The sequence below is a fragment of the Thiomicrospira sp. R3 genome (genome assembly GCF_029581415.1).
Classification (GTDB): Bacteria; Pseudomonadota; Gammaproteobacteria; order Thiomicrospirales; family Thiomicrospiraceae; genus Thiomicrospira.
Map to the genome: position 1 here is coordinate 1,048,265 of NZ_CP121121.1, position 21,746 is coordinate 1,070,010.

General features: G+C 43.9%; 25 protein-coding genes. 22 read left to right on the plus strand and 3 right to left on the minus strand.

Features of this window, described 5'->3' with window-relative positions; genetic code table 11:
* The first annotated feature begins 397 nt into the window (after nt 1-397).
* The 17 genes from P8S55_RS05290 (at nt 398) to P8S55_RS05370 (ending at nt 12,379) form a co-directional block, all read left to right on the plus strand.
* Nucleotides 398-1,810 carry a form I ribulose bisphosphate carboxylase large subunit gene (locus P8S55_RS05290; RefSeq protein ID WP_289225237.1) on the plus strand — a complete coding sequence of 471 codons (1,413 nt, stop codon included), beginning with the start codon at nt 398-400 and terminating at the stop codon, nt 1,808-1,810.
* A gap of 34 nt (nt 1,811-1,844) precedes the next feature.
* Nucleotides 1,845-2,189, plus strand: coding sequence for a ribulose bisphosphate carboxylase small subunit (locus P8S55_RS05295; RefSeq protein ID WP_289225238.1), 345 nt, complete (start codon nt 1,845-1,847; stop codon nt 2,187-2,189).
* A gap of 30 nt (nt 2,190-2,219) precedes the next feature.
* A complete protein-coding gene (locus P8S55_RS05300; RefSeq protein ID WP_289225239.1) occupies nt 2,220-4,403 on the plus strand; it encodes an alpha-carboxysome scaffolding protein CsoS2 in 2,184 nt (727 codons plus the stop codon).
* A gap of 25 nt (nt 4,404-4,428) precedes the next feature.
* Nucleotides 4,429-5,358 (plus strand): hypothetical protein, encoded by a 930-nt coding sequence (locus tag P8S55_RS05305; protein WP_289225240.1) that lies wholly within the window; start codon nt 4,429-4,431, stop codon nt 5,356-5,358.
* A gap of 35 nt (nt 5,359-5,393) precedes the next feature.
* A complete protein-coding gene (gene csoS4, locus P8S55_RS05310; RefSeq protein WP_289225241.1) occupies nt 5,394-5,645 on the plus strand; it encodes an alpha-carboxysome shell vertex protein CsoS4 in 252 nt (83 codons plus the stop codon).
* Complete coding sequence (locus P8S55_RS05315; RefSeq protein ID WP_289225242.1) at nt 5,645-5,893, plus strand: carboxysome peptide B; 249 nt, start codon at nt 5,645-5,647, stop codon at nt 5,891-5,893. Before csoS4 ends, P8S55_RS05315 begins: the two co-directional genes overlap by 1 nt.
* A gap of 135 nt (nt 5,894-6,028) precedes the next feature.
* On the plus strand, nt 6,029-6,328 hold the full coding sequence (csoS1, locus tag P8S55_RS05320) for an alpha-carboxysome major shell protein CsoS1 (RefSeq protein ID WP_044406655.1): 300 nt from the start codon (nt 6,029-6,031) through the stop codon (nt 6,326-6,328).
* Nucleotides 6,329-6,404: 76 nt separating this feature from the next.
* Entirely contained in the window at nt 6,405-6,713 is a 309-nt protein-coding gene (gene csoS1 / locus P8S55_RS05325; protein ID WP_289225243.1) for an alpha-carboxysome major shell protein CsoS1, read from the plus strand.
* A gap of 42 nt (nt 6,714-6,755) precedes the next feature.
* Complete coding sequence (locus P8S55_RS05330) at nt 6,756-7,304, plus strand: ferritin-like domain-containing protein (protein WP_289225244.1); 549 nt, start codon at nt 6,756-6,758, stop codon at nt 7,302-7,304.
* Nucleotides 7,301-7,552 carry a hypothetical protein gene (locus P8S55_RS05335; RefSeq protein ID WP_289225245.1) on the plus strand — a complete coding sequence of 84 codons (252 nt, stop codon included), beginning with the start codon at nt 7,301-7,303 and terminating at the stop codon, nt 7,550-7,552. Before P8S55_RS05330 ends, P8S55_RS05335 begins: the two co-directional genes overlap by 4 nt.
* An 83-nt stretch (nt 7,553-7,635) precedes the next feature.
* A complete protein-coding gene (locus tag P8S55_RS05340; RefSeq protein ID WP_289225246.1) occupies nt 7,636-7,992 on the plus strand; it encodes a SulP family inorganic anion transporter in 357 nt (118 codons plus the stop codon).
* 235 nt (nt 7,993-8,227) lie between these two features.
* Nucleotides 8,228-9,211 (plus strand): sodium-dependent bicarbonate transport family permease, encoded by a 984-nt coding sequence (locus P8S55_RS05345; protein WP_289225247.1) that lies wholly within the window; start codon nt 8,228-8,230, stop codon nt 9,209-9,211.
* A gap of 12 nt (nt 9,212-9,223) precedes the next feature.
* Nucleotides 9,224-9,526, plus strand: coding sequence for a P-II family nitrogen regulator (locus P8S55_RS05350; protein ID WP_289225248.1), 303 nt, complete (start codon nt 9,224-9,226; stop codon nt 9,524-9,526).
* Nucleotides 9,527-9,535: 9 nt separating this feature from the next.
* Entirely contained in the window at nt 9,536-10,504 is a 969-nt protein-coding gene (locus P8S55_RS05355; RefSeq protein ID WP_289225249.1) for a LysR family transcriptional regulator, read from the plus strand.
* Between the two features lie 65 nt (nt 10,505-10,569).
* The gene (locus P8S55_RS05360; RefSeq protein WP_289225250.1) at nt 10,570-11,112 is read left to right on the plus strand and encodes an SgcJ/EcaC family oxidoreductase; all 543 of its coding nucleotides are present in this window, start codon (nt 10,570-10,572) and stop codon (nt 11,110-11,112) included.
* 2 nt (nt 11,113-11,114) lie between these two features.
* Nucleotides 11,115-11,741 carry an RdgB/HAM1 family non-canonical purine NTP pyrophosphatase gene (gene rdgB, locus P8S55_RS05365; protein WP_289225251.1) on the plus strand — a complete coding sequence of 209 codons (627 nt, stop codon included), beginning with the start codon at nt 11,115-11,117 and terminating at the stop codon, nt 11,739-11,741.
* 23 nt (nt 11,742-11,764) lie between these two features.
* A complete protein-coding gene (locus tag P8S55_RS05370) occupies nt 11,765-12,379 on the plus strand; it encodes a BMC domain-containing protein (RefSeq protein ID WP_289225252.1) in 615 nt (204 codons plus the stop codon).
* A gap of 94 nt (nt 12,380-12,473) precedes the next feature.
* On the opposite strand, the gene P8S55_RS05375 is transcribed toward P8S55_RS05370, so the two are convergent.
* From P8S55_RS05375 to P8S55_RS05385, 3 genes are all read right to left on the minus strand, one after another.
* Nucleotides 12,474-12,716: a hypothetical protein gene (locus P8S55_RS05375; protein ID WP_289225253.1), complete on the minus strand. Its 243-nt coding sequence runs from the start codon at nt 12,714-12,716 to the stop codon at nt 12,474-12,476.
* On the minus strand, nt 12,706-13,338 hold the full coding sequence (locus P8S55_RS05380) for an AAA family ATPase (protein WP_289225254.1): 633 nt from the start codon (nt 13,336-13,338) through the stop codon (nt 12,706-12,708). The genes P8S55_RS05375 and P8S55_RS05380 overlap by 11 nt, the downstream gene beginning before the upstream one ends.
* A gap of 62 nt (nt 13,339-13,400) precedes the next feature.
* Nucleotides 13,401-13,697, minus strand: coding sequence for a YcgL domain-containing protein (locus P8S55_RS05385; protein ID WP_289225255.1), 297 nt, complete (start codon nt 13,695-13,697; stop codon nt 13,401-13,403).
* Nucleotides 13,698-13,859: 162 nt separating this feature from the next.
* On the opposite strand from P8S55_RS05385, the gene P8S55_RS05390 reads away from it, so the two are divergent.
* From P8S55_RS05390 to P8S55_RS05410, 5 genes are all read left to right on the plus strand, one after another.
* The gene (locus P8S55_RS05390; protein ID WP_289225256.1) at nt 13,860-14,849 is read left to right on the plus strand and encodes an NAD(P)H-binding protein; all 990 of its coding nucleotides are present in this window, start codon (nt 13,860-13,862) and stop codon (nt 14,847-14,849) included.
* 2 nt (nt 14,850-14,851) lie between these two features.
* On the plus strand, nt 14,852-16,102 hold the full coding sequence (locus P8S55_RS05395) for a multifunctional CCA addition/repair protein (RefSeq protein ID WP_289225257.1): 1,251 nt from the start codon (nt 14,852-14,854) through the stop codon (nt 16,100-16,102).
* Between the two features lie 7 nt (nt 16,103-16,109).
* Nucleotides 16,110-17,009 carry a cation diffusion facilitator family transporter gene (locus P8S55_RS05400; RefSeq protein ID WP_289225311.1) on the plus strand — a complete coding sequence of 300 codons (900 nt, stop codon included), beginning with the start codon at nt 16,110-16,112 and terminating at the stop codon, nt 17,007-17,009.
* 320 nt (nt 17,010-17,329) lie between these two features.
* Nucleotides 17,330-18,568: an efflux RND transporter periplasmic adaptor subunit gene (locus P8S55_RS05405; RefSeq protein ID WP_289225258.1), complete on the plus strand. Its 1,239-nt coding sequence runs from the start codon at nt 17,330-17,332 to the stop codon at nt 18,566-18,568.
* Nucleotides 18,565-21,672 (plus strand): efflux RND transporter permease subunit, encoded by a 3,108-nt coding sequence (locus P8S55_RS05410; protein WP_289225259.1) that lies wholly within the window; start codon nt 18,565-18,567, stop codon nt 21,670-21,672. Before P8S55_RS05405 ends, P8S55_RS05410 begins: the two co-directional genes overlap by 4 nt.
* The last annotated feature ends 74 nt before the right edge of the window (nt 21,673-21,746 follow it).

Genomic DNA, 21,746 nt, shown 5'->3' on the forward strand with positions numbered 1-21,746 from the left:
GTTTATTAGTCCTTGTTAAATGAAATAAGCATACGCTATTCTAATGAAAAAGTCATAGCATGTAAATCCTGATACTTTTAGTTGGTTATTGGGCGCGAAATAGTGTGGCAATAAATAGAGTTAATGATGTTTTGAAGTTCAATGTTGCAATATAGGTTGCAAGTAGCAGGCGTTTTGTATGGGGTTTAGATGCTTGTGTTGTGGTTTATGAAATTATTGTGGACTATGGGGTGTGCTAGGACTGGGATAAGTTATAGTTTATGTTGTCGAAATCATTGAGGTGGTATTGATTAAATGCAATGGGTTGCATAAGTTATTTCAATTGGTAAGGAAGTGGTGCCTTAAGTATGATTAGTGGTGAGTTCGTAACAACCTTTAAATTAGAGGTATTTTAAGTATGGCAAATCAAACATTTAATGCCGGTGTACAGGATTACAAGTTAACCTATTGGACACCGGATTACACTCCACTTGACACAGACCTATTGGCTTGTTTCAAAGTTATTCCACAAGCAGGCGTTCCACGTGAAGAAGCCGCTGCGGCAGTCGCTGCAGAGTCTTCAACGGGTACTTGGACTACTGTTTGGACTGACTTGTTAACAGACATGGAGTTCTACAAAGGTCGTTGCTACAGAATTGAAGAGGTGCCTGGTAATAAAGATGCATTCTATGCATTCATCGCTTACCCACTAGACCTTTTCGAAGAAGGTTCAGTTGTAAACGTATTGACCTCTTTAGTTGGTAACGTATTCGGCTTTAAAGCAGTGCGCTCTTTACGTCTTGAAGATATCCGTTTCCCAATCGCTTACATTAAAACTTGTGGTGGCCCGCCTGCTGGTATCCAAGTTGAGCGTGATCGTTTAAACAAATACGGTCGTCCTATGTTGGGTTGTACTATCAAGCCAAAGTTAGGCTTGTCAGCTAAGAACTACGGTCGTGCTGTTTATGAGTGTTTGCGTGGTGGTTTGGATTTAACCAAAGACGACGAAAACATTAACTCGCAGCCTTTCCAGCGTTGGAGAGATCGTTTCTCATTTGTTGCTGATGCAATTAATAAAGCTGAAGCTGAAACTGGCGAAGTTAAAGGTCATTACCTAAACGTAACGGCTGCAACTTGTGAAGACATGATGGAGCGTGCTGAATATGCTAAAGAGCTAGGCACGCGTATCATTATGCATGACTTCCTGACCGGTGGGTTCACAGCTAACACGTCACTGGCTAACTGGTGTCGTAAGAACGGCATGTTGTTACACATTCACCGTGCAATGCACGCTGTAATTGACCGTAACCCTAATCACGGTATCCATTTCCGCGTACTCGCTAAGTGCTTACGTTTGTCAGGTGGTGATCACTTGCACACCGGTACTGTTGTTGGTAAGTTGGAAGGTGATCGTGCTTCTACTTTAGGTTTTGTTGATCAGCTCCGTGAAGCGTTCGTTCCTGAAGATCGTTCACGCGGTATCTTCTTCGATCAAGACTGGGGTTCAATGCCTGGCGTGTTCGCAGTAGCATCTGGTGGTATCCACGTATGGCACATGCCAGCGTTGGTTAACATCTTTGGTGATGACTCAGTTCTTCAGTTCGGTGGTGGTACGCAAGGTCACCCAGGTGGTAACGCAGCGGGTGCCGCAGCTAACCGTGTAGCCTTGGAAGCTTGTGTTAAAGCACGTAACGAAGGTCGTGAACTAGAGCGTGAAGGTGGAGACATTCTTCGTGATGCAGCACGTTATAGCCCAGAGCTTGCAGTTGCACTAGAAACTTGGAAAGAAATTAAGTTTGAATTCGACACTGTCGATAAACTTGACACTTAATTTTGCCCAATAAAATTAGACTAAGGAGAATTCTATGTCAGTAATGGCTTCAGGTGATTTCCGCACTACGCGCACCTATGAAACTTTTTCGTTCTTGCCGCCTTTAACACAAGACGAAATTTATGCACAAATCGTTTATATGATTAACCAAGGCTGGGCGCCTTCTCTTGAGCATGATACTCCAGAGAATGGTGGTGCTTACTATTGGGGTATGTGGAAACTGCCTTTCTTCGGTATGCGTGACCCTAACTTGGTCCTAGCTGAACTTGAAGAGTGTAAGCGTGCTTATCCTGATCACATGATCCGCATCGTTGGTTATGACAACTATACTCAGTGCAAAGGTCACGAGTTTGTTGTTTACCGTCCACGTGGTCTGTAATTAGTAAGGCCAACTCTTAGGAGGCTATGCATGAGTGATAATACTCAAGCCTTGTCCGGTCGCGCGTTATCTCGCGCGAGAAGACAAGCATTAACAAAGGGCAAAGGCGCAAAGATTGATTATGCTGCCCTTGCTCAGAGTACCTCTGCACCTGTAAAGAGTTCGGCGCCTGCGCGGAGTGAGCCAACGTTTGCTCCGTCTAGTCCCGCAAGATCATTTGATGTTAATCCTCAGCAGGCTATCTTGTCAGCCGGAAGAAAGGCATCAATTGAGCGTCGAAAACAACAGGTAAAAGGTAATTCAAGTAACACTACCAAGCCGACTCGTCAGCCTAGAAAGCCGATTGAGCCAGTTATTGAGGCGTCGTCGGCTCAAGCAGTCGCTAACGTTGAGCGTGGTTTTGTACCGCCTATGAGTGCGAATACAAACCGTGCAAAAGTTAATCCTGTAAAGTCTAGCGCAACCAATCAACCTAAAGGGCGATTAATTGCGCGTTCATACAGAAAAGCGGCTTGTGAAGGTAAGGCGAAATTGCAAGCGAAGATGAGTCAGAACAGTGCATTAACCTGTATTGCAACCTCAATGGATCCAGATGCAAGCTGTCGCGATATTGCTCGTCAAATTCGTGAGCAACGTGCTACTCAGGGTAAGGTTAAAGCTACTACTTCTATGCGCCCGTCAGGTCGTATGTCAAAAAAGTCCGAGAGCAACTCACCAAGTAAGGTTGGGTTTGCGATGACGTCTCATGAACAAGAAGTAAGTGGTACTGTTTTAGCGAATACGCATAAAATGACTGGCTCGCAAGCCGGTTCATGTCGTGTAATTTCTGGAACAGAATATACAGGTCCTGATGAATATCAGGCAAAATGCAGTTTTAAACCTGATCCATCTATACGGAAGGTAGCGATGACATCAACAATTTCGGGTAGAACAGTAAGTGGCACTGAAGTAGGCTTGTCTGAGTCAGTGACGGGTACTGAACCTGGTCAATGTCGTCATGTAACCGGTACTGAGTATATGCCTGCTGATCAGGGTGAAAAGTTTTGTGGTACAAGAGCGCCTGCGGGTGTATCAAAAGTCAGTCAGTCACGTACAGCAAGGAATCAAGTGGTTTCTGGTCCTTCAATGCAAAAACGTGAAGACATGACGGGTACTGAAGCAGGTGAGCAGCGTCATATTACAGGCAGTCAATATGTGTTCAACAATGCACCTATTGCCAATAAGCAAACTCGTGAAATGCGCAGCTCAATTATGTCAGCACCCCTAAAGAGTGATGTAAGCTCTACAAGCGCTGGCAATAATGTGTCAGGTACTAACGTAAATTTTAATTCGCCTGTTACAGGAGAAAATGCTGGTTTTTGCCAAAGTTTAACTGGCAGTGAGTATCAATCCCAGCAAGTTCGTCAAGAACGATGCGGTGATTCACTGACTGCGGCAGTCAAAAAAAGCATTGAATCGCAAACTTTCAACGGTCAAAAGATTACTGGCGACCGTGCAGGTCTCGGTGGTAAGATTACTGGGGCAAGTGCAGGTTTGTGTAAGAGTGTAACAGGCTCGTCTTATTTAAGTTTTGATGCTACGGAAGGTTGTGCTGTTAGCAAAACAGTACTTAAGCCTGATGCACAAGCTAAAGCAACTCAAATGAATGTTGGACGGCCGATGACGGGCGCTCAACCAGGCCCTATGGGGTTGACAGGTGCACAAAAGGGTGTTTGTCAATCAGTGAGCGGTACAGCTTATGTAGGTTCTGATCATGCTTCAGCTTTGTGTCAGGTGAGTGCGCCAGCCAATATGGGCGATTCAGATTTTCCAGCAATGATGAATCAAGTTATGCCTATGATGGCTGTAAGCATGCCTATGCATAATTACGGTTATGTACCTCCACTTCAGCAGCCAGAGAATATTATTGTTGGCTCTGAGGAATTAAGTGAAGCAGATAAGGTTGTTTCTAGAATAACTGGCGATGGTTCAGATAGTGGGCATTCCATTACTGGCGATTCGTGGGGTAGAGATGCCAAAGTCAGCGGAACGGGAGGGCGTTCGGCTAAAAAGCGTAATGTTTCGATTCCTGGAAATCGTTCAGCAATGAATGCAGGGGCAAGCAGCTTTAGACCAAACGAGAACCCAAAAGTATCAGACAGCCCGATTACAGGTTCTGCAGGAAACACCAAAAGTGGTTCCACTGTAACCGTGTCAGGCGGTGCTAGAGCTTAATAAGAAACGTGTTAAGTAGGTTTTTATGAAGCTTAGAAGTCCTTCGGGAAAAGTAATTACTAATAGATTTATTAGGTCTAAGCTTCAGAAAAAACAAGAAAAACTAAACTATTCATCCAGTTTTGCAAGCACATTAAATTATTATGATCTTGTTTGGATGGGTAGTTATCTTATAAACACTAAGTTATTCTTAAAATTTGTTACGCTAAAGAAACAGACGTTAAACGCTAGTATTAGGCATATTGTTAGAACGCTTAAATCTAACCAGTTTGATGAGTTTTTTGCTGAAAACACTCGATTTTTTGTATATCGAGAAACAGGGATTTTGCTTCAATCTTCTGACCTTAAAGGTTCATGGTTAAGAAAGGTAGATTTTAGTTTTATTTATCTAAAGTTGCTTTTTGTTTCGAATCTAGTGGTTTCAACAGAAAATTATTCTATTGCTGAGTGGAAGTCGGATTTTGAGTCTTTCCCAGATCATGTATGGCATGTAAGTACAAATGATTCAGAGTGTAATTTTAATGGCGGTTGTTTTAGTTCTTTATTGGACACTGTAATTAATAGTTGTGCAGTTATCGTAAAAGGTTTTAGTTCTAGATTGCAGGTTTCTCATGCTGGAAATCAAGTGTTGATTAATAGTTTTAGTCGCATTGATAAGCAGGCTTCAAGTCGCAGTTTAAATGAGTTATGTGTAGATATTAAAGTCGAACAAAACGCAATGTTTAGCAGCTTGATTGTTAGCAGGCAGGGGCGTCAAGGTAAAATTGATTTAGCAAGGCTAGCGATGTTACTTAAAAACTCTCCTTGTGAGTCTCAGTATGTTATGAGTCAGGGTTATACCCAGAAAGCACTTAGAGAAGTTGATTTAAATCTAGGCTATGATCAAGGTAGGTTAATAATGATGCTTGTTTATATGCTGTCATTACATAACCAAGTAAAGCTAGATAACTATTAGTTAGGTTTGGTTGCTTCCAAGGAAATAGTTTATATATGAAAATAATGTTGGTTGATAAAGCTATTGTCTCAACGAATCGTATTCCCACAATGGATCATAAGCCATTGTTAGTGGTCAGAGATAAGCCAGGTAGTACACCTATGGTGGCGGTAGATGCCGTAGGTTGTAAGCCGGGTGACTGGGTTTTGTGTGTTGGTTCATCTGCAGCAAGAGATGCTACCGGAACTAAGGCTTATCCCAGTGACCTTACTATTGTTGGTATTGTTGATTACTGGGAGGCTGAATAGTGGAAATTCATCAGGTAACGCATAATCTTATTTTGACTAGCCGTTTAGATAATTTGGGACATTTACCTGTTAAAGTTTTAAGAAGTGTATCCGGTAGTCGTTTAGCTGCTGTTGACCCTATCGGATGTAAAGTTGGCGAGTGGGTTTTTACCATTGCTAACTCTGCAGCTCGCACAGCTTCCGGTGATGAGAAAACCTTAACGGATCTTACTATCAGCGGAATTATTGATAACTGGGTAATGGATTAGCTTAGTTTTTTTGGCGTGTTTGATTTTTGTTGAACACACTTTGCAGGACGTAAATAACATTGTTATTTAACTTTTTTAACAGTTACGAACTCACTTTTTAATGTAATTTGTTAAATTAATCTTTTGGAGAAAATTATGTCAACTGAATATGGTATTGCTTTAGGTATGATCGAAACGCGTGGTTTAGTTCCAGCTATTGAAGCAGCTGATGCGATGACTAAAGCGGCCGAAGTACGTTTAGTATCTCGTGACTTCGTTGGTGGGGGTTATGTAACAGTTATGGTTCGTGGTGAAACGGGTGCGGTAAACGCAGCTGTTCGTGCTGGTGCTGATGCGTGTGAGCGCGTTGGTGACGGTTTGGTTGCAGCACATATCATCGCTCGTCCGCATAAAGAAGTTGAACCGGTTCTTAACGGTAACCTTGTTCAAGCTTAATTTTAGGCAATTTTGATTTTAACTCTGTTACGAACTCAAACATTACAGCGTTTATTATCAATATGGAGATTTTATAATGGGACAAGAATACGGTATTGCGTTAGGTATGATCGAAACGCGTGGTTTAGTGCCTGCTATTGAAGCAGCTGACGCGATGACTAAAGCAGCAGAAGTACGTTTAATTACTCGTGAATTCGTTGGTGGTGGTTATGTCACTATTATGGTTCGCGGTGAAACGGGTGCGGTAAACGCAGCTGTTCGTGCTGGTGCAGATGCGTGTGAACGTGTTGGTGACGGCCTAGTTGCTGCTCATATTATTGCTCGCCCTCACAAAGAAGTTGAGCCGGTATTAGTTGCGGGTCTTAGCCCAGCTACCCGTCTGTAATGTGATTGAACCTAGATTTATTTCTAGGTTTGAGGAGTAATTATGACTTATCAGAAACAAGCTAGAGCTAGTGTAATGGCCGGTGTAGGTCAGTACGCTAGACCAGAGATGCGTTCAATGGGGACAATGAACCCCCAGGTACTTGGCTTTCTCGGGCGTGCGATGAGTCTTGAGTTTAGTGCTGCTCAACAATATCTTGCTCATGCTGCGCTTTGTCAGAAGCGCACTGAAAATGATTTTGCAGAACAATTTGTACAGCTTGCAAATGAAGAGTTTCGTCATGCTTCAGAGTTAACTGAGCGCATGGTTGATCATGGTGCCTTACCTTCGGGTTCAATATTAAGTCCAGCAAAGCCTGCATTTAATATTATAGAAGCCTTATCAATCTGTGAGCTTAATGAACTGCAGCTAATTAATCTTTATGAGCAAGCTTACGCACTCAGCTCGAATCTGAGTATGGTGGCTGACGCTGAATTATTTGGTCGCTTATACGAAGAGGAAGTGGCTCAATTAAACCGTATTCGCCATTGGTCAGCTGATTATATGGCAAGAATGCATGCACCTCAGCCTATGGCCAGAGGACTTGTATGATTGGTAGCTGGAAGGAGAGTCGGACGGGAACGAGTCTTGAGGTTAAGTATTTATTTGACGGTTACAGTTCGTTACGTGACTTCCTAGATGAGGTTGCTAATGTGACAGAGACTTTAGATATACACCCTAATATGAGTTTTGGTCGTGATTATGCTAGTCTGGTTATCCATGCGGTTGGAGAAGACTTATCTGATGCGGAAAGGGGTTTGGCTGCTAAAATTGATGTGATTTATCAGCAGTTTAAATAGCTTTTATCAGTGCAAAAAAGGCTGGCTTGACCAGCCTTTTTTATTGAACCCTCGCCCCCTTGTATGCCATAGGTTTTGCATTAATGTTGGCTATTATCAATGTTATTGCGCAGGTAATGAGTAATGCAGCCATTGAAAAAATAGTTCCTTTAAAACGTAAGTGCGATAGTAATAACAGCTTGTTATCGATTTGGGTTTGTAGTATGGGGTCGAGCTTTTTCGGCGGTATGGCTTACCTGGGTGGACTGGACAAGAGTTCCACTAATCGTTTAGCCTGTTCGTATACCAAGCTGTCTGTTTTAGTGGTTGCATTGGTGATCACCTTTTTCGTCATTAATATTCAATACCTTGATTTTCTTCCAAAGTTTGTGCTTGAGCTCTTTGAGGGACTGCTGATTGCATTAGCTGTTCATGCACTTATTAATTTTGTGATTTTTTAAAGAACCTGACATTATTGAAACCAATGATAGGGTTAGAAACTATTTGAATAAGTCCAATGAGGAAGATGGTTTATATTAACCTATTTGCTTGAGTAAATGGGTTCTGTTAGAAATACCAATTTTACTTGATGTGTATTTTTAAATATCATGCTTGAGCATTAGGTTAATCTTTTGAGTTGGCGTAATGGTTCAACGGGGACAAACTCCCGAGTTTTCTTATTGTTTGGAGGTTAGTATGGGTTTAGATGCGATATTAATACCGGCTATATTGTTTTTTGCTTTGGGTGTGTTTGCCAAGATTATAAAATCGGATTTAAAGTTTCCTGATGGCTTGTCAAAAGGCTTATCGCTTTATCTTTTGATAGCTATTGGTCTTAAGGGGGGTGCTGAGCTTGCTAACGCTGAGTTGGGTTTGGCTATTAAATCTATCATTTGGGCTATAGTGCTAGGATTCTTAACCCCTGTTATTGGTTATATGATCCTAAGGTTTCGCGATAAAATTGACAGAATGAATGCGGCGGCGATTACCGCCCATTATGGTTCGGTGAGTGCAGGGACATTTCTTACTGCTATTGCGTTTTTAGATGTCAGCGGCATTGAGTATGAAACCTATCCTATTATTATGATGGTGGTGATGGAGACTCCTGCCATTATCATTGGTTTGTTATTAGCCGCATTGGCACGTCGCCAATTGCAGCAGCTGGATGGCTCTGAAGCTGTCTCAACTCCTTGGAAGTCGCTGTTGCATGAGGCGTTAACCAATGGCAGTGTTGTTCTACTCATCGGCGCGATGTTTATTGGTGCGATTTCAAGCCCTGAAGCGATGGAAAAGGTTTATCCTTTCTCTCATGGAATCTTTATGGGTGTATTATGTTTGTTCTTGCTGGATTTAGGAATGGAAGCAGCGAGACGTATGAAGGCGTTTAAAGAGGTGGGTGTTACCCTAGTCGCCTTTGGTATCATTATGCCATTAATCGGTGGAACGATTGGAATGGTGGTTGCAGCAAGTTTCCTCGGCTTTAGTGTAGGTGGCACATTTTTAGTAGCTATTTTAGGTGCAAGTGCGTCTTATATTGCTGTACCGCCTGCTATGCGTATGGGGGTGCCTGAAGCGAATCCATCTTATTACCTTACCTTGTCATTGGGGGTTACCTTCCCTTTCAACGTTTTGGTAGGAATTCCCTTATTTTACAACTTATCAATTTGGTATATAGGTTAAGAGGAAGTCAATATGAATTGTCACCAAAAAATGATTCAAATCATCACGTCTAATACGCTAGAGCCAAGAGTGAAGAAAATATTTCGCAAGCTCGGCATTAAGTCTTTTACGTTTTTTGCGGTAAATGGCGAGGGTGATTCAGGTTTGCAATCGGGTCATTTTGATGCGGATAGCAACGTCTTATTTTTGTTGATGTTACCGGAAGAGCAGATGCCTGATTTAATGGAAGAGTTAAATAATGATATAAAAAAAGGTTTTCACCATTTTGTTTTTAGCGTGAATGCTGAGTTGCATTCAGGCTATAAATTTAAGTAGGGTATACCTTTGGCTATTGCTCAAACCAAGTTAGAAGAAAAAAATATTTCTAACTATTTGGTGCGTCACCTAACCCTTCGGCAAATTCAGGTGTTTGAGGCAGTAGCACGTTATCAAAGTTTTACTAAAGCTGCCGAGGCTTTATATTTAACGCAACCAACGGTTTCAACACAAATCAAGAGTTTTCAGGAGTCGTTGGGGGTATCGCTTTATGAGCAAATTGGCCGAAATATTTATCTTACTGAGGTGGGTGAACAGGTTGCGATAGCCTGTCGTGAAATTTTGGACAACTTATCTAATCTCGAAATCAAATTAAATGACTTTAAGGGTAAACGCAAAGGGCGTTTAAGAATTGCTGCGGTAACGAGCGCAAAATATTTTTTGCCACTTGCTTTGGGTGAGTTTGTTAAGAGTTACCCTGAGATTGAATTAGAGTTTACCGTTTGCAATCGAGATACGCTTTTGAAGCGGATTGAAAAAAACCTTGATGATCTTTATATAATGGGCCAAAAGCCACCAAGTAGTTTTGATGTGGTTGATATACCTTTCACACCTAACCCATTGGTGCTGATAGCCCATCAAGATCACCCTCTAGTTGGACAGCGAAATATTGCGCTTTCTGAGATCGCCAAGCAACCTATTTTAATGCGTGAAATCGGGTCTGGCACACGTTCAGCTGTAGAGGATAAGTTTAGTCAAGCGGGATTAAAATTAAATGTACGTTTGACCCTCGAGAGTACGGAAACCATAAAACAAGCTGTATTTGCCCATTTAGGTATTGCAGTGGTGCCTATGCACTCAGTTTATTTAGATGGCGCCAAAGGTCCGATATCTATTTTGGATGTTGAAGGCTTTCCACTTGAAAAAGAGTTAAATATTGTTTATCCAACAGGTAAGTCTTTATCGATCATTGCAAGTGCTTTTTTAGATTTGTTACAGGAGAAGGGTGCGCAATATTTTCAGCAGCCAAGAGAATAATTTACAAGCGGTTCGTGGATAGAACGGTTAAAATAAGCAAATACTTCGTATAAGGAAAAATCTGAATGAGATCTCAACCAATCCAAATTACCGGTACGCCCGGCATTGACTATAGCAAACAAAATCGTGTAAGTTTAAATAGTGCTTTACGTAACCCTTCTGAAGCGATCACCGGAGTGTCTATGCGTCCTATTGATACGCCTTCAGCGGTAGAAAAAAACTTTTGTGCACCGGTAGATGAAAAGCTAGCAACGGAATTGTTTAAAAAATGGAATGATGCGTTGCAAACAGGTAACCCAAAAGCGGTTGCTGAACTTTATTCTGATGACGCGGTACTTTTGCCGACGGTTTCAAATTTAGCGCGTACTAATCTTGTCGAGATTGAAGATTATTTTTCACATTTTCTAGAAAAAAAGCCATACGGCACAATTATTCAGCGTAATGTAAAAAAAGGCTGTAACAAGTTGACGGATGCAGGCATTTATTCATTCCGTTTGACCGATAGTAGCGGTACTAAAGATGTGTCTGCACGCTATACATTTGTTTATGAGCATCGCAATGGTGATTGGAAAATTGCGCATCATCACTCGTCGGTTATGCCTGAGTAATTATGTTAAAAAAGCCTGTTAAACGACAACCAGGCCTGGTTAAACCCTCCAAGAAATTGGTTCTGGCATCGCTCAATCCTGGCAAGCTGGCTGAAATGCAGTCGGTTGTGAAGGGCTATGAGGTGTATCTACAGTCTGAGTTTTTTGAAGGGCAGGCTGAAGAAACCGGTTTGAGTTGTATGGAAAATGCAATATTGAAAGCGCGTTTTGCTGCGCATCGTACAGGTTTGCCTTCGATTGGTGATGACTCAGGATTGTTTGTAGACGCTTTACATGGTGCACCTGGGCTATATTCTGCGCGGTTTGCCGGTGATAATGCCACAGACCAACAGAATGTTGAAAAGCTATTGGCTGTCATGCGCGATGTGCCTGAAGGTCATCGTCATGCTAAATATGTTTGTACTATGGCCTATGTACGCTATGCGTTAGATCCTTTACCTGTTTGCGTTAGTGCAGAGTGGCCGGGTTATATATTTCATGAACAGCGAGGTGATCAGGGTTATGGTTATGACTCGGTGTTTTATTTATTTCGACAAAATGCAACGGTTGCGCAACTTATGCCGGCGTTAAAACAGTCGCTGAGTAATCGCACAGTTGCATTGCGTGCACTCTTAGCACAAATAGACTAAATTTGGCCTAAGGTTAAAACTTTATGATTAAACTGCGAACCTATATTTCTATTAACTCGTTGCAGCCACAAATAGCTTCTTACATGGGAACCGCTGCACAGGGATTTCTGCCTGTTCCTGGTGATGCTTGTTTATGGATGGAAGTTGCACCGGGAATGGCCGTTCATCGGTTGACGGATATTGCACTGAAAGGCTCAAATGTTCATTTAGGTCAGCAGGTGGTCGAACGTGCTTATGGCTCGATGGTTATTCACCATCGAGATCAGAGTGATGTTTTGGAAGCCGGTGAAAAAGTCTTAAGCTTTTTGGGCACTGAAGTGCATTCGCGTCAAAAATGTCATATTATGTGGAACGAGATTATTCGTTCTATTATGCCTGATCATGCGGTATTGATTAACCGTGACAATCGTCGTGGGTCGATGATTTTGCCTGGTCAGAGTATGTATATTATGGAAACTGAACCAGCGGGTTATATCGTTTATGCAGCGAATGAGGCTGAAAAAGCAGCGAATATCACCCTTATTGAGGCGCGGGCTGTTGGTGCGTATGGACGTCTTATTCTCGCAGGTAATGAAGCAGATATTAATACCGCGGCTGAAGCGGCGACACGTGCAATTCAGAATCTTACAGGTGTTTAGATTTTAGACATGTGTAACTAGCCAGACGCTAGAATATAAAAAAGCGCTTAATTGCGCTTTTTTATTTAGTTTTTTTAATTGTTGCCAGAAAAGCTTAGTCAGGCCAAACGCGGCGAGAAGGCATGATTTTCGGTTTTTCTTCTACTGGTTTTTCTGCAGGTTTTGGGGTTTCTGGCTTTTTGGCAGGTGCAGGCTTAGTGGCTGGCTCAGGCGCTTTAGCTGGCGCTGGTTGCTCTGGTGCTGCTGCGGTTTCTTTAACCTCAGCTGCTGCTTGCGTTGCGGGAGCTGCAGCTTTTGCAGCGGCCGTTGTGGCTCTTGGTTTACGTCTAGTTACCATGGATTTCCTCCGATAATTGTTGAATTTCTTCGATTGCTTTGTCATTGTTCATTTCTACTACGCCATAACCAAGGCTGATGGCATCACGATAGATTTTACGATCACGAACAATCGTTTTGAGTAGATGTATGTCTTGGTAATCTTTGAGGTAGTCTTTAGCTTCCTCAACTTCTTTCACCGAGGGGTTTGTGGGCGCAAGGGTTAATACTGCTCGCACTTTTAAATTTGGGTTGTAGTCTTTGCTAAGTGTAATAATTTCTTGTAAGCTCGGCAAAACGTCTAAATCGGGTTGCGATGGTCTGAACGGGATGATAAGCAGGTTGGCGGCGGTCATTCCGGTTCGTAGCTCTCGTGAATCGCGGCCACCGGCATCGACTAGAACATACTCATAGCGTTTAGCTAGGTCGAGTAAGGTTTCTCGAATGTTGTCAAAAGCTTGAACGTGATTGACCTTGGGTTTGTCTGTTTCATTTCGGTCCAGCGCCCAGTTAGAGGAGGTTGCTTGTCGATCAGCGTCAACAATAATGACATCCTTACCTTGGTTGACTAGAAGGGCGGCAAGGTTTGTGGTTAACGTGCTTTTACCACACCCACCTTTTATATTCGCTATTTGTATAATCATAAGTCTAAGACTTCTCGTTAATTTTGTTTGATTATAACGTATTCAGTTGGTTTTTTTAACTGTTAATAGATGTTGTCTAATCTTTCTGGCGGTGGTGGCATGTCGCTTAGTTTTTCAATTTCATTCGGTGGCATTTGGACAAAGTAGCCTTTTGATTTAATGGCTTCATAAACTTTAGCAGGATCTTCACGCCCAAGTCGTCTTGTGGGTGTTAGTTCGAATTCAGTAACGAACTGGGTTTCGCCAAACATGACTAGAAACTCCGCTGGCAGGGTGTCGAGCCCTTTTGTTTGGTCAACAAATACATAGAGTTCTTCTTTTTTGTTGCTTTTATAAGCACAAACAGTAATTTTTTCCACGTTTTTTAAATCCGTTTATTAAGTTTCAATCCGATAGTTTAGCAAATATTTAAATGCAAAATATCAGCTTATCGCTTTTGCTTGCTTGACCCCTAATGGTAGTATGCATAATAATTGCAAGCATTTGCACATGCTTTAATAAAATAAGAAGAGATGATGTCTATGAAATCAGTTTTTGATCAGAAGCTATCGCGGGTTTGCGTGTTAAGTGGTACGGGGTTTGTTGGTGAGCAGGTGGTTCGTGAATTGTCTTCGCAAAACTATGCAGTAAGTGTTGTCGTTCGCCGTCCAGAGCGTTTTCGCCAATTAAATTTATTGCCAAATGTTAGCTTGTTTGCGGTTGAAGACGGGTATAGCGAATCTTTTTTTAAGGCCTGTTTTAAGGGCGTGGATGTTGTTATAAATTTGTTTGCCGATCAAACCTGTCCTACCGAATCAGTTGATGAGGATCAAATCGTTGGCTTGGCGCAGTTAGTTAAGCAAGTTGCTGAGCAGACTAAAGTTAAGCGTGTTCTTCAGCTTTCACAAATTGGTGCGAATGCGAGTCAAGCGACTAACGCTTGGCTTAAGGCGTTGGGTGAGGCCGATGCGATTACCCATAATATGGCTTCCATCTCAACGACCCTATTCCGTGCGGGGTTGTTAATTGGGGAAAACGATCATTCGACGTCACGCTATGCTAAGCAGCTAACCCGTTCGGCTTTCGCTATGATAGCGCATGCCCAAACCCAAGTGCAGCCGCTTTGGGTTAAGGATTTTGCTAAAGGTCTAGTTTTAAGCGTAAATAATCGTCACCACCATAACACTAAACTAGAGGTCGTGGGTAGTGAACGTATGACGATTAAAGATTTAGCGGAATGGGTGAAAACCTTAATGGGCATTGAGAAAGCGTTGATTGTGCCCATGTGCCAATTAAATGCCAAGTTTATGCTACTGCTCGGCCCTTTAGCGCCTTTTAAAACGGTGACGGCTTATCAGCAAAAGCTTTTAGCTGTTGACTTGGTGAGTGAGCAGGACTTTATTGACTGTTTCGGTTTTGAACCTGCGAGTTTAGAGTATGCCCTGTCAAGTTATGTTGCCAATCAACCGATCAAACAACGGTTGGATTATTTTAGGCAGCTTGCAGGTCGTAAACAGACTGACTTTAAATAACTATGCAGGTATATCTTGTTGGTGGTGCAGTTCGGGATGCATTACTCAATATTCCTATTCAAGATAGAGATTGGGTAGTGGTTGGTGCTCATGCGCAGGATTTGCTTGATTTAGGTTGTAAGCAGGTTGGTAGCGACTTCCCGGTCTTTTTACACCCCGAGACGCAAGAAGAATATGCCTTAGCGCGAACAGAGCGTAAGGCTGGCCATGGTTATCATGGTTTTGAAATTGATGCCTCTGCGGTGGTCACGCTTGAAGAGGATTTGTTGCGTCGGGATTTAACGATCAATGCGATGGCATTAACCAATCAGGGCGAGTTGATTGATCCTTATGGTGGGCAGCGAGACCTAGAGCAGCGCGTATTGCGCCACGTTTCGCCTGCTTTTGTAGAAGACCCTTTGCGGGTTTTGCGGGTGGCGCGATTTAAAGCGCAGCTCGCTGAATTTGGTTTCCAGCTTGCTCCAGAAACTCATGATTTGCTTTGTCAAATGGTAAACGAGGGCGAGTTAGGTGCTTTGGTGGCCGAGCGAATTTGGCAAGAAGTGACTAAAGCCTTGATGACAAGCCGGCCTGGTTTGTTTTTTGCCTGTTTAAAAGAAATCGGAGCTTTAGCCGTGCTGTTCCCGGCTTTAGACCGTTTGTTTAGGGTGCCTCAATCGGAAACGCATCACCCTGAGGGCGATGCGGGCGTGCATACTTTAATGGTATTGGATGCGGCGGCGAAGCTGTCGGATTCGTTAGATGTCCGTTTTGCAGCATTGGTTCATGATTTGGGCAAGGGGATGACCAATCCTGCATCTTGGCCGAAACATCCTGGGCATGAACAAGCAGGCCTGCCGATTGTTGAGGAGTGGGGACAGTTGTTTCGTGTGCCAAAGTCAACCTTGCAGCTTGCGTTACGCGTCACAGAATGGCATGGTTGGATTCATCGCGGTGGCCTGTCGATGTCGTTGGCCGATATGTTGAAGGTTTTGAAGGGCTGCGATGCATTTCGCCAGCCAGATAGGTTTGAGCTTTTGCTTGTTGCCTGTGAAGCCGATCATTTAGGGCGTAAAGGGTTTGAGGAGCAGTCTTATCCGCAAAAAGATTTTTGGTTGGGTGCACTTGAGGCTTGCAAGAAGGTTGATGCTTCGGTTTTAGCCGCTGATGGCTTAAAAGGTGAAAAGATGGCGCAGGCGATTGAGCAGCAGCGTCTAGCTCGATTAGATAACTTCAAAACACAGTTGTTAATTATGGCAAAGATAGCAGACTAGTATAGTGATGGATAATGCACGTTTAACAAGGGTTGCAACCTATGCGGCAGTCGCCGTGGCCTTGACCTTGATTGTGGTTAAGTTCGTTGGCTGGTGGTTGACCGACTCGGTGAGTATTTTGGCTTCGTTGCTCGATTCGATGCTTGATGTATTGGCCTCGATAATGATTTTGATTGCAGTGCGTTATGCCCAGGTTCCTGCTGATCATGAGCATCGTTTTGGTCATGGCAAGGCTGAGCCTCTTGCCGCCTTAGCGCAAAGTATTTTTATCGCGGGTTCGGCGTTTTATTTGTTTATTTATGCCACAGAGCGTTTGTTTAACCCTCGACCGGTAGAGCAGATTACATTGGGTGTGGCTATCATGGTGTTTTCTTTGGTCTTGACTTTGATATTGGTCGGGTTTCAACGTTATGTCGTGCGCCGAACTCAGTCAACGGCGATTAAGTCAGATTCATTGCATTATATTTCGGATATAGCGGCCAACGGTGTGGTGATTGTTGGTTTGTTGTTGATGGTCTGGGGCTTTGATTGGGTTGACCCTGCTTTAGGGATGGTGATTGCACTGGTGATTGCTTGGAGTGCGTATAAGTTGGCGAGAGAGTCAGCCAATCAGTTATTGGATATTGAGTTACCCGATGCCATGCGCGAGCAGGTTGGTGACATTATTCGGAGTCATCGCGGGGTGGAAGGCTTTAATGATTTACGTACCTACCGTTCTGGCCCTAATATTTTTATTCAGTTTGATTTGGAGTTGGATGATCGCATGCCTTTAGTCAAGGCGCATTTAATCGCAGAAGAAGTGACGGAACGTATTAAGCAGGCGATTCCGCAAGCCGATGTGATTGTTCATCAAGAACCCGTTAGTTTGCGTTTAGATCCTCAACATCATCAGTGGGGGCAGGACTAATCAGCAAACAACCAGGCCTGGTTGTTTGCTGATGCTTGTTGTTCTTTAGCTTTTTTTAGAGTGGGTCGTTTAAAATTAAATGCCCCACGAATTTGCCCGACCTGATAACCGGTCGCTTTGTCGTCTGGCTAGGCCTAGCGAGGCGATAACTAGGCTGAGTTTTTTCATGTCACTATGCTCTTTAATGGGTTTACTATTGGTTTTAAAGCGCTAAATACCCTATTCAATCCTAATAGTTTTATAAAAATCTGTCAAAATAAACGCAATTTAAACTTATATAAAAAAGAGTCTGCAGGTTAGCTATGTCGATAAGACCCCTGATGTTAAAAGTTTTACTGCCATTAAGCATTGTCGTTTTGGCGATAGCTGGCTTTCAGTATTTAAAAAAAACCAAGCCGCAAGCGCCTCCCGTTGAAATTCATGAGCGAGCTTGGTCAGTAGAGGTGATGACCCTGACCCCTGATGATTGGTTTCCAGAGGTGGTGCTGTATGGTACGGTCGAAACGCATCAGCGGGTGGCCTACCTAGCACCCCTGGCAGCTGAGTTGTCAGAGCTGCCTTTAAAAGCGGGACAGGCGTTTAAGCAGGGTGATGTTTTATATGGCTTTAATGCCGATGAGATTGCGCTTTATTTGACGAGTGCACAGGCAGAATTGGATGAATCTAAGGCCTTGTTGCATGCTGAAAAACAGTTGCAATTGACCGAGCGTGATCGGCTTGACAGGGAGAGGGCTTTGCTGGGGTTGAGGCAAGCGGAGTTTAATCGCAATCGTGAGTTACAGCAGCGTAGCTTGGCATCTGAATCCCATGTTGATCAGGCGCGTGAAGCGCTGTTGCGCCAAGAGTTAGTGGTCGTTAATAGTCAGTTGGTGGTTGATCAGCAGCAGGCTAAGTTAGCTCAGTTACAGGCACGTTTAGCCAGGGCTCAGGTTAACTTTGACCGTGCGCTGTTAACTAATCAGCGCGCACGCTTAATTGCCCCTTTTGATGGACGTGTTGTGGCTGTTCATGCCTCTAAGGGTGAAAACTTGGCTGCGAATAGTCGAATTTTGGAGGTGTACCCGTTAAAAAGTCTTGAATTAAGAGCCAAGCTTCCGGTCATTTATCGTGAAAAAATTGAACAGGCTCTTGTCTTGGAGCAGCCCGTGTTCGCGTATCTCAATCAGTTTGGTGAGTCTTTTGCCTTGCCACTGCATCGCTTGGCTGGCGAAACCGCTGCTTCAGGTATTGATGCGTTTTTTACACTTGATGAGGCGTTAACCGCCAGGCCTGGTGATTTGTGGTCAGTTAGGCTTCAGCTGCCACGTATCGAACAGGTCTTTGCGGTGCCCTATAGTGCGGTTTATGCAAATAAGCAGGTGTATTTGGTTGAGGATGAGAGGCTGGTTAGACGTTCGATTGAGTTGCTGGGCGAAACGGAGCATCAAGGGCGTAAGTGGGCTTTAATTCAGGGTGATTTGAGTTCGGGCGACCAGCTCAGCGTAACGCGATTACCTAATGCCATTTCTGGGCTGCGGGTTGCTTGTGTTGTGCCTGAGCAAGGTCGGAGCGAGCCATGAGTGAATTGAGTTTTAAAACACAGGGTGTGATTGGTGTGTTTACGCGTCACAAGGTGGCGGCCAATTTGGTTATGATTTTGATGATCTTGTTGGGTGTTGTGGCGTTGTTTAAATTGAATGTGCAGTTTTTTCCGAGTTTTAATTTGGATTATGCGCAGGTTAGGGTTATTTGGCCGGGCGCGAATTCGCAAGATGTTGAAAGCAGTGTCACGGACCCAGTAGAGCGGGTATTACGCAATATTGAAAACCTGGATGAAATGACATCAACGTCCTCCTTGGGCGTTTCGGTGGTGACGTTAAAGTTTGTCGAAGGCACCAATATGATTGAGGCCATTGATCAAGTCAGGCAGCGGGTTGCGGAGTTGCGTAATTTGCCACAGGATATTCAGAGTTTAACGGTAGAGCGCATTACACGTTACGAACCAGTTGCTAAAGTATTGGTATTGGGGCAAGAGGGTGAGGAGGAGCAGTTACGCACATGGGTCAGGGATTTTGAGCGTGATTTGTTAAATCGTGGTATCGATAAGGTTGATTTTCGTGGTCGTCCAGCCGAAGAGATGGCCATAGAGTTAGATTTAAAACAGATTGCGCAGCATGGAATGGGATTCGATCAGGTGGCGAACCAGGTGGCTAATTTAAGCCGAGATTTGCCGGCGGGCCGTATGGGCGATAGGGACAGTGCGCGTGATATTCGCGCAATTGAACAGCAGCGTGATGAGCGGGGGTTTGCTGATTTGCCGATTAAAGTGGGTGCTACTGAGCGCGTGAGCTTGTCGGACTTGGCAGATGTCAGTCTGCGTCCGGTAAGAGACTCGGCCTATTTAAAAGTAGATGGACGCCCGGCCATTGAGATGGCTTTGCAGCGCGCTGAGTCCGGTAATACCCTGACCTCATCTCGAATCATGCAGGCCTGGTTGGAGGAAACCCAACCCGGCCTACCCGCAGGGATCGAGCTGAAGGTCTATGATGAAACCTGGTCATTGGTTAAAGATCGCATTATGCTGTTGGTGAAAAACGGGATGGGCGGTTTAATTTTAGTGCTGCTGATTTTATATGTGTTTTTGAATGGTCGGGTTGCACTTTGGGTCGCTGTGGGTATTCCGGTTTCGTTTTTAGCAACGCTAATGGTGCTTTATTTGGGCGGAGGAAGCATCAATATGATCAGCCTATTTGGCTTGATTATGGCCTTGGGGATTATTGTTGATGATGCGATAGTGGTGGGTGAGGATGCGCTGACCCATTATGAGCAGGGTGAGGAGGCGGCGGAAGCGGCGGAGGGCGGGGCTCGCAGAATGTTTACCCCTGTAATGGCTTCCTCCTTAACCACGATTGCCGCTTTTTTGCCTTTGATGATGATTGGCGCTGAAATTGGTGCTATTTTGTTTGCGATCCCGATGGTGATTGTCGCGGTTATTTTGGTTTCGCTGGTACAGTGTTTTTTAGTTTTGCCCGGCCATTTACGCTTTGGTTTGGCCTTTGGCCGAAAACTCGGCCAGCGCAGAGATGATGAGCCTTGTTGGCGGTGTCAATGGGATAAGATTTTTTTGGCTTTTCGACAAAATCATTATCGTCGGGTTATTCGTTGGGTTTTGGCCCATCGCGCAACCGCACTCGCCGTGACCTTTGGGTTTATTTTACTGACGGTGGGTTTGTTAGCGGGCGGGCGTTTAAGTTTCACGTTTTTTCCGGCACCTGAGTCGAATCGGATTAATGCATCTATTCAGTTTGTTGCGGGTACCGATCAAGCGGTGACTGCGCGTTTTGTTGATCATGTCTATCAAGCATTGCGAGATACTGAGGCTGCGTTAGAACCAGGAGTTATTGATACGGCGGTCGTGGCCTATAACCAAGGTTCTGGGGGTTCTGGATCTGTGTTTGGTTTGATTAATGTGGAGCTGGTTGATTCGGAACGGCGTCATACACGTAACGCGGTGTTTATGCGTGAGTGGAATGCACGGGTAACACCGCAACCAGGCCTAGAGAACTTTAATGTCGTGGCTCAAACAGGCGGGCCTCCAGGGCGTGATATTCAGGTGCAGTTTAGTGGCGCACCGCCTGCGCTTTTAAAACAAGCGTCATTAGACCTTCAGCAAGCACTGGATGATATCGCCGGAGTGAGTGGTGTTTCTGATGATTTACCTTTTGGGCGTGAACAGTTGATCTTTAAGATGACGCCCTATGCACAAGCCTTGGGCTTTAGTTATGCCTCCATCGGTTCACAGTTAAGCTCCGCATTTTCCGGGCGTTTGGCACAAATCTATACATTGGGTGAGGATGAGATTGAAGTACGGGTGATGTTGCCGCGCGATCGTCAGGCTCAATTGTCTATTTTGAATGAAATGCAGCTTACCAGTCCGGCTGGGCAGCAGGTACCGCTTAGTACCCTGGTTGATTGGCAGACCCAGCAAGGCTTTGATGTTATGCGACATTATAATGGTCAATTAGCGGTCACGGTGTTGGGTGATGTGGATCGTGCGGTTAATAATGCGAATCGCATCCTCGCAGGATTAGAGCAGGATGTGTTGCCTGAAATTATGGCGAAATATGGTGTTAGTTATAGCTTGGAAGGAACAGCACGCAATCAACAAAAAACCATGAGTGATATGTTGATGGGGTTGTTAATTGGTTTGGTGTTGATTTATCTTATTTTAGCTTGGGTGTTTGAGTCTTATACTTGGCCTGTGATTGTAATGTTGGCGATTCCACTCGGGCTAATTGGTGCTGTTTTAGGCCATTATTTTATGGGTATAGGCTTAACCTTGTTATCCATGTTTGGTTTTTTTGGATTAGCGGGCATTGTGGTTAACAATTCCATTATTTTAGTCAGTTTTTATAAGCGCTTACGTGAGGAAGGAATGGCAATTAATGATGCTTTGGAAGAGGCCTCAGTGCAGCGCTTAAGGGCTGTCTTGGTGACGACCTTGACTACGGTTGCAGGTTTGACTCCTTTGTTGTTTGAAACGTCATTGCAGGCGCAGTTTTTGATTCCCATGGCGGTGTCTATTGCATTTGGGTTATTATTTGCATCCTTGCTAATTCTTTTGCTTATTCCGGTTGTTTTGTCTTTGTATGAGGGAGCCGTAAAAAAGGTGTCATTTAGATAAGTTAAAATCAAGCATTAATGCTGTTTTTGTAAGTCTTGTCAGCAAAAACTAAAGGTTTAGCCTGTGTGCTAAAT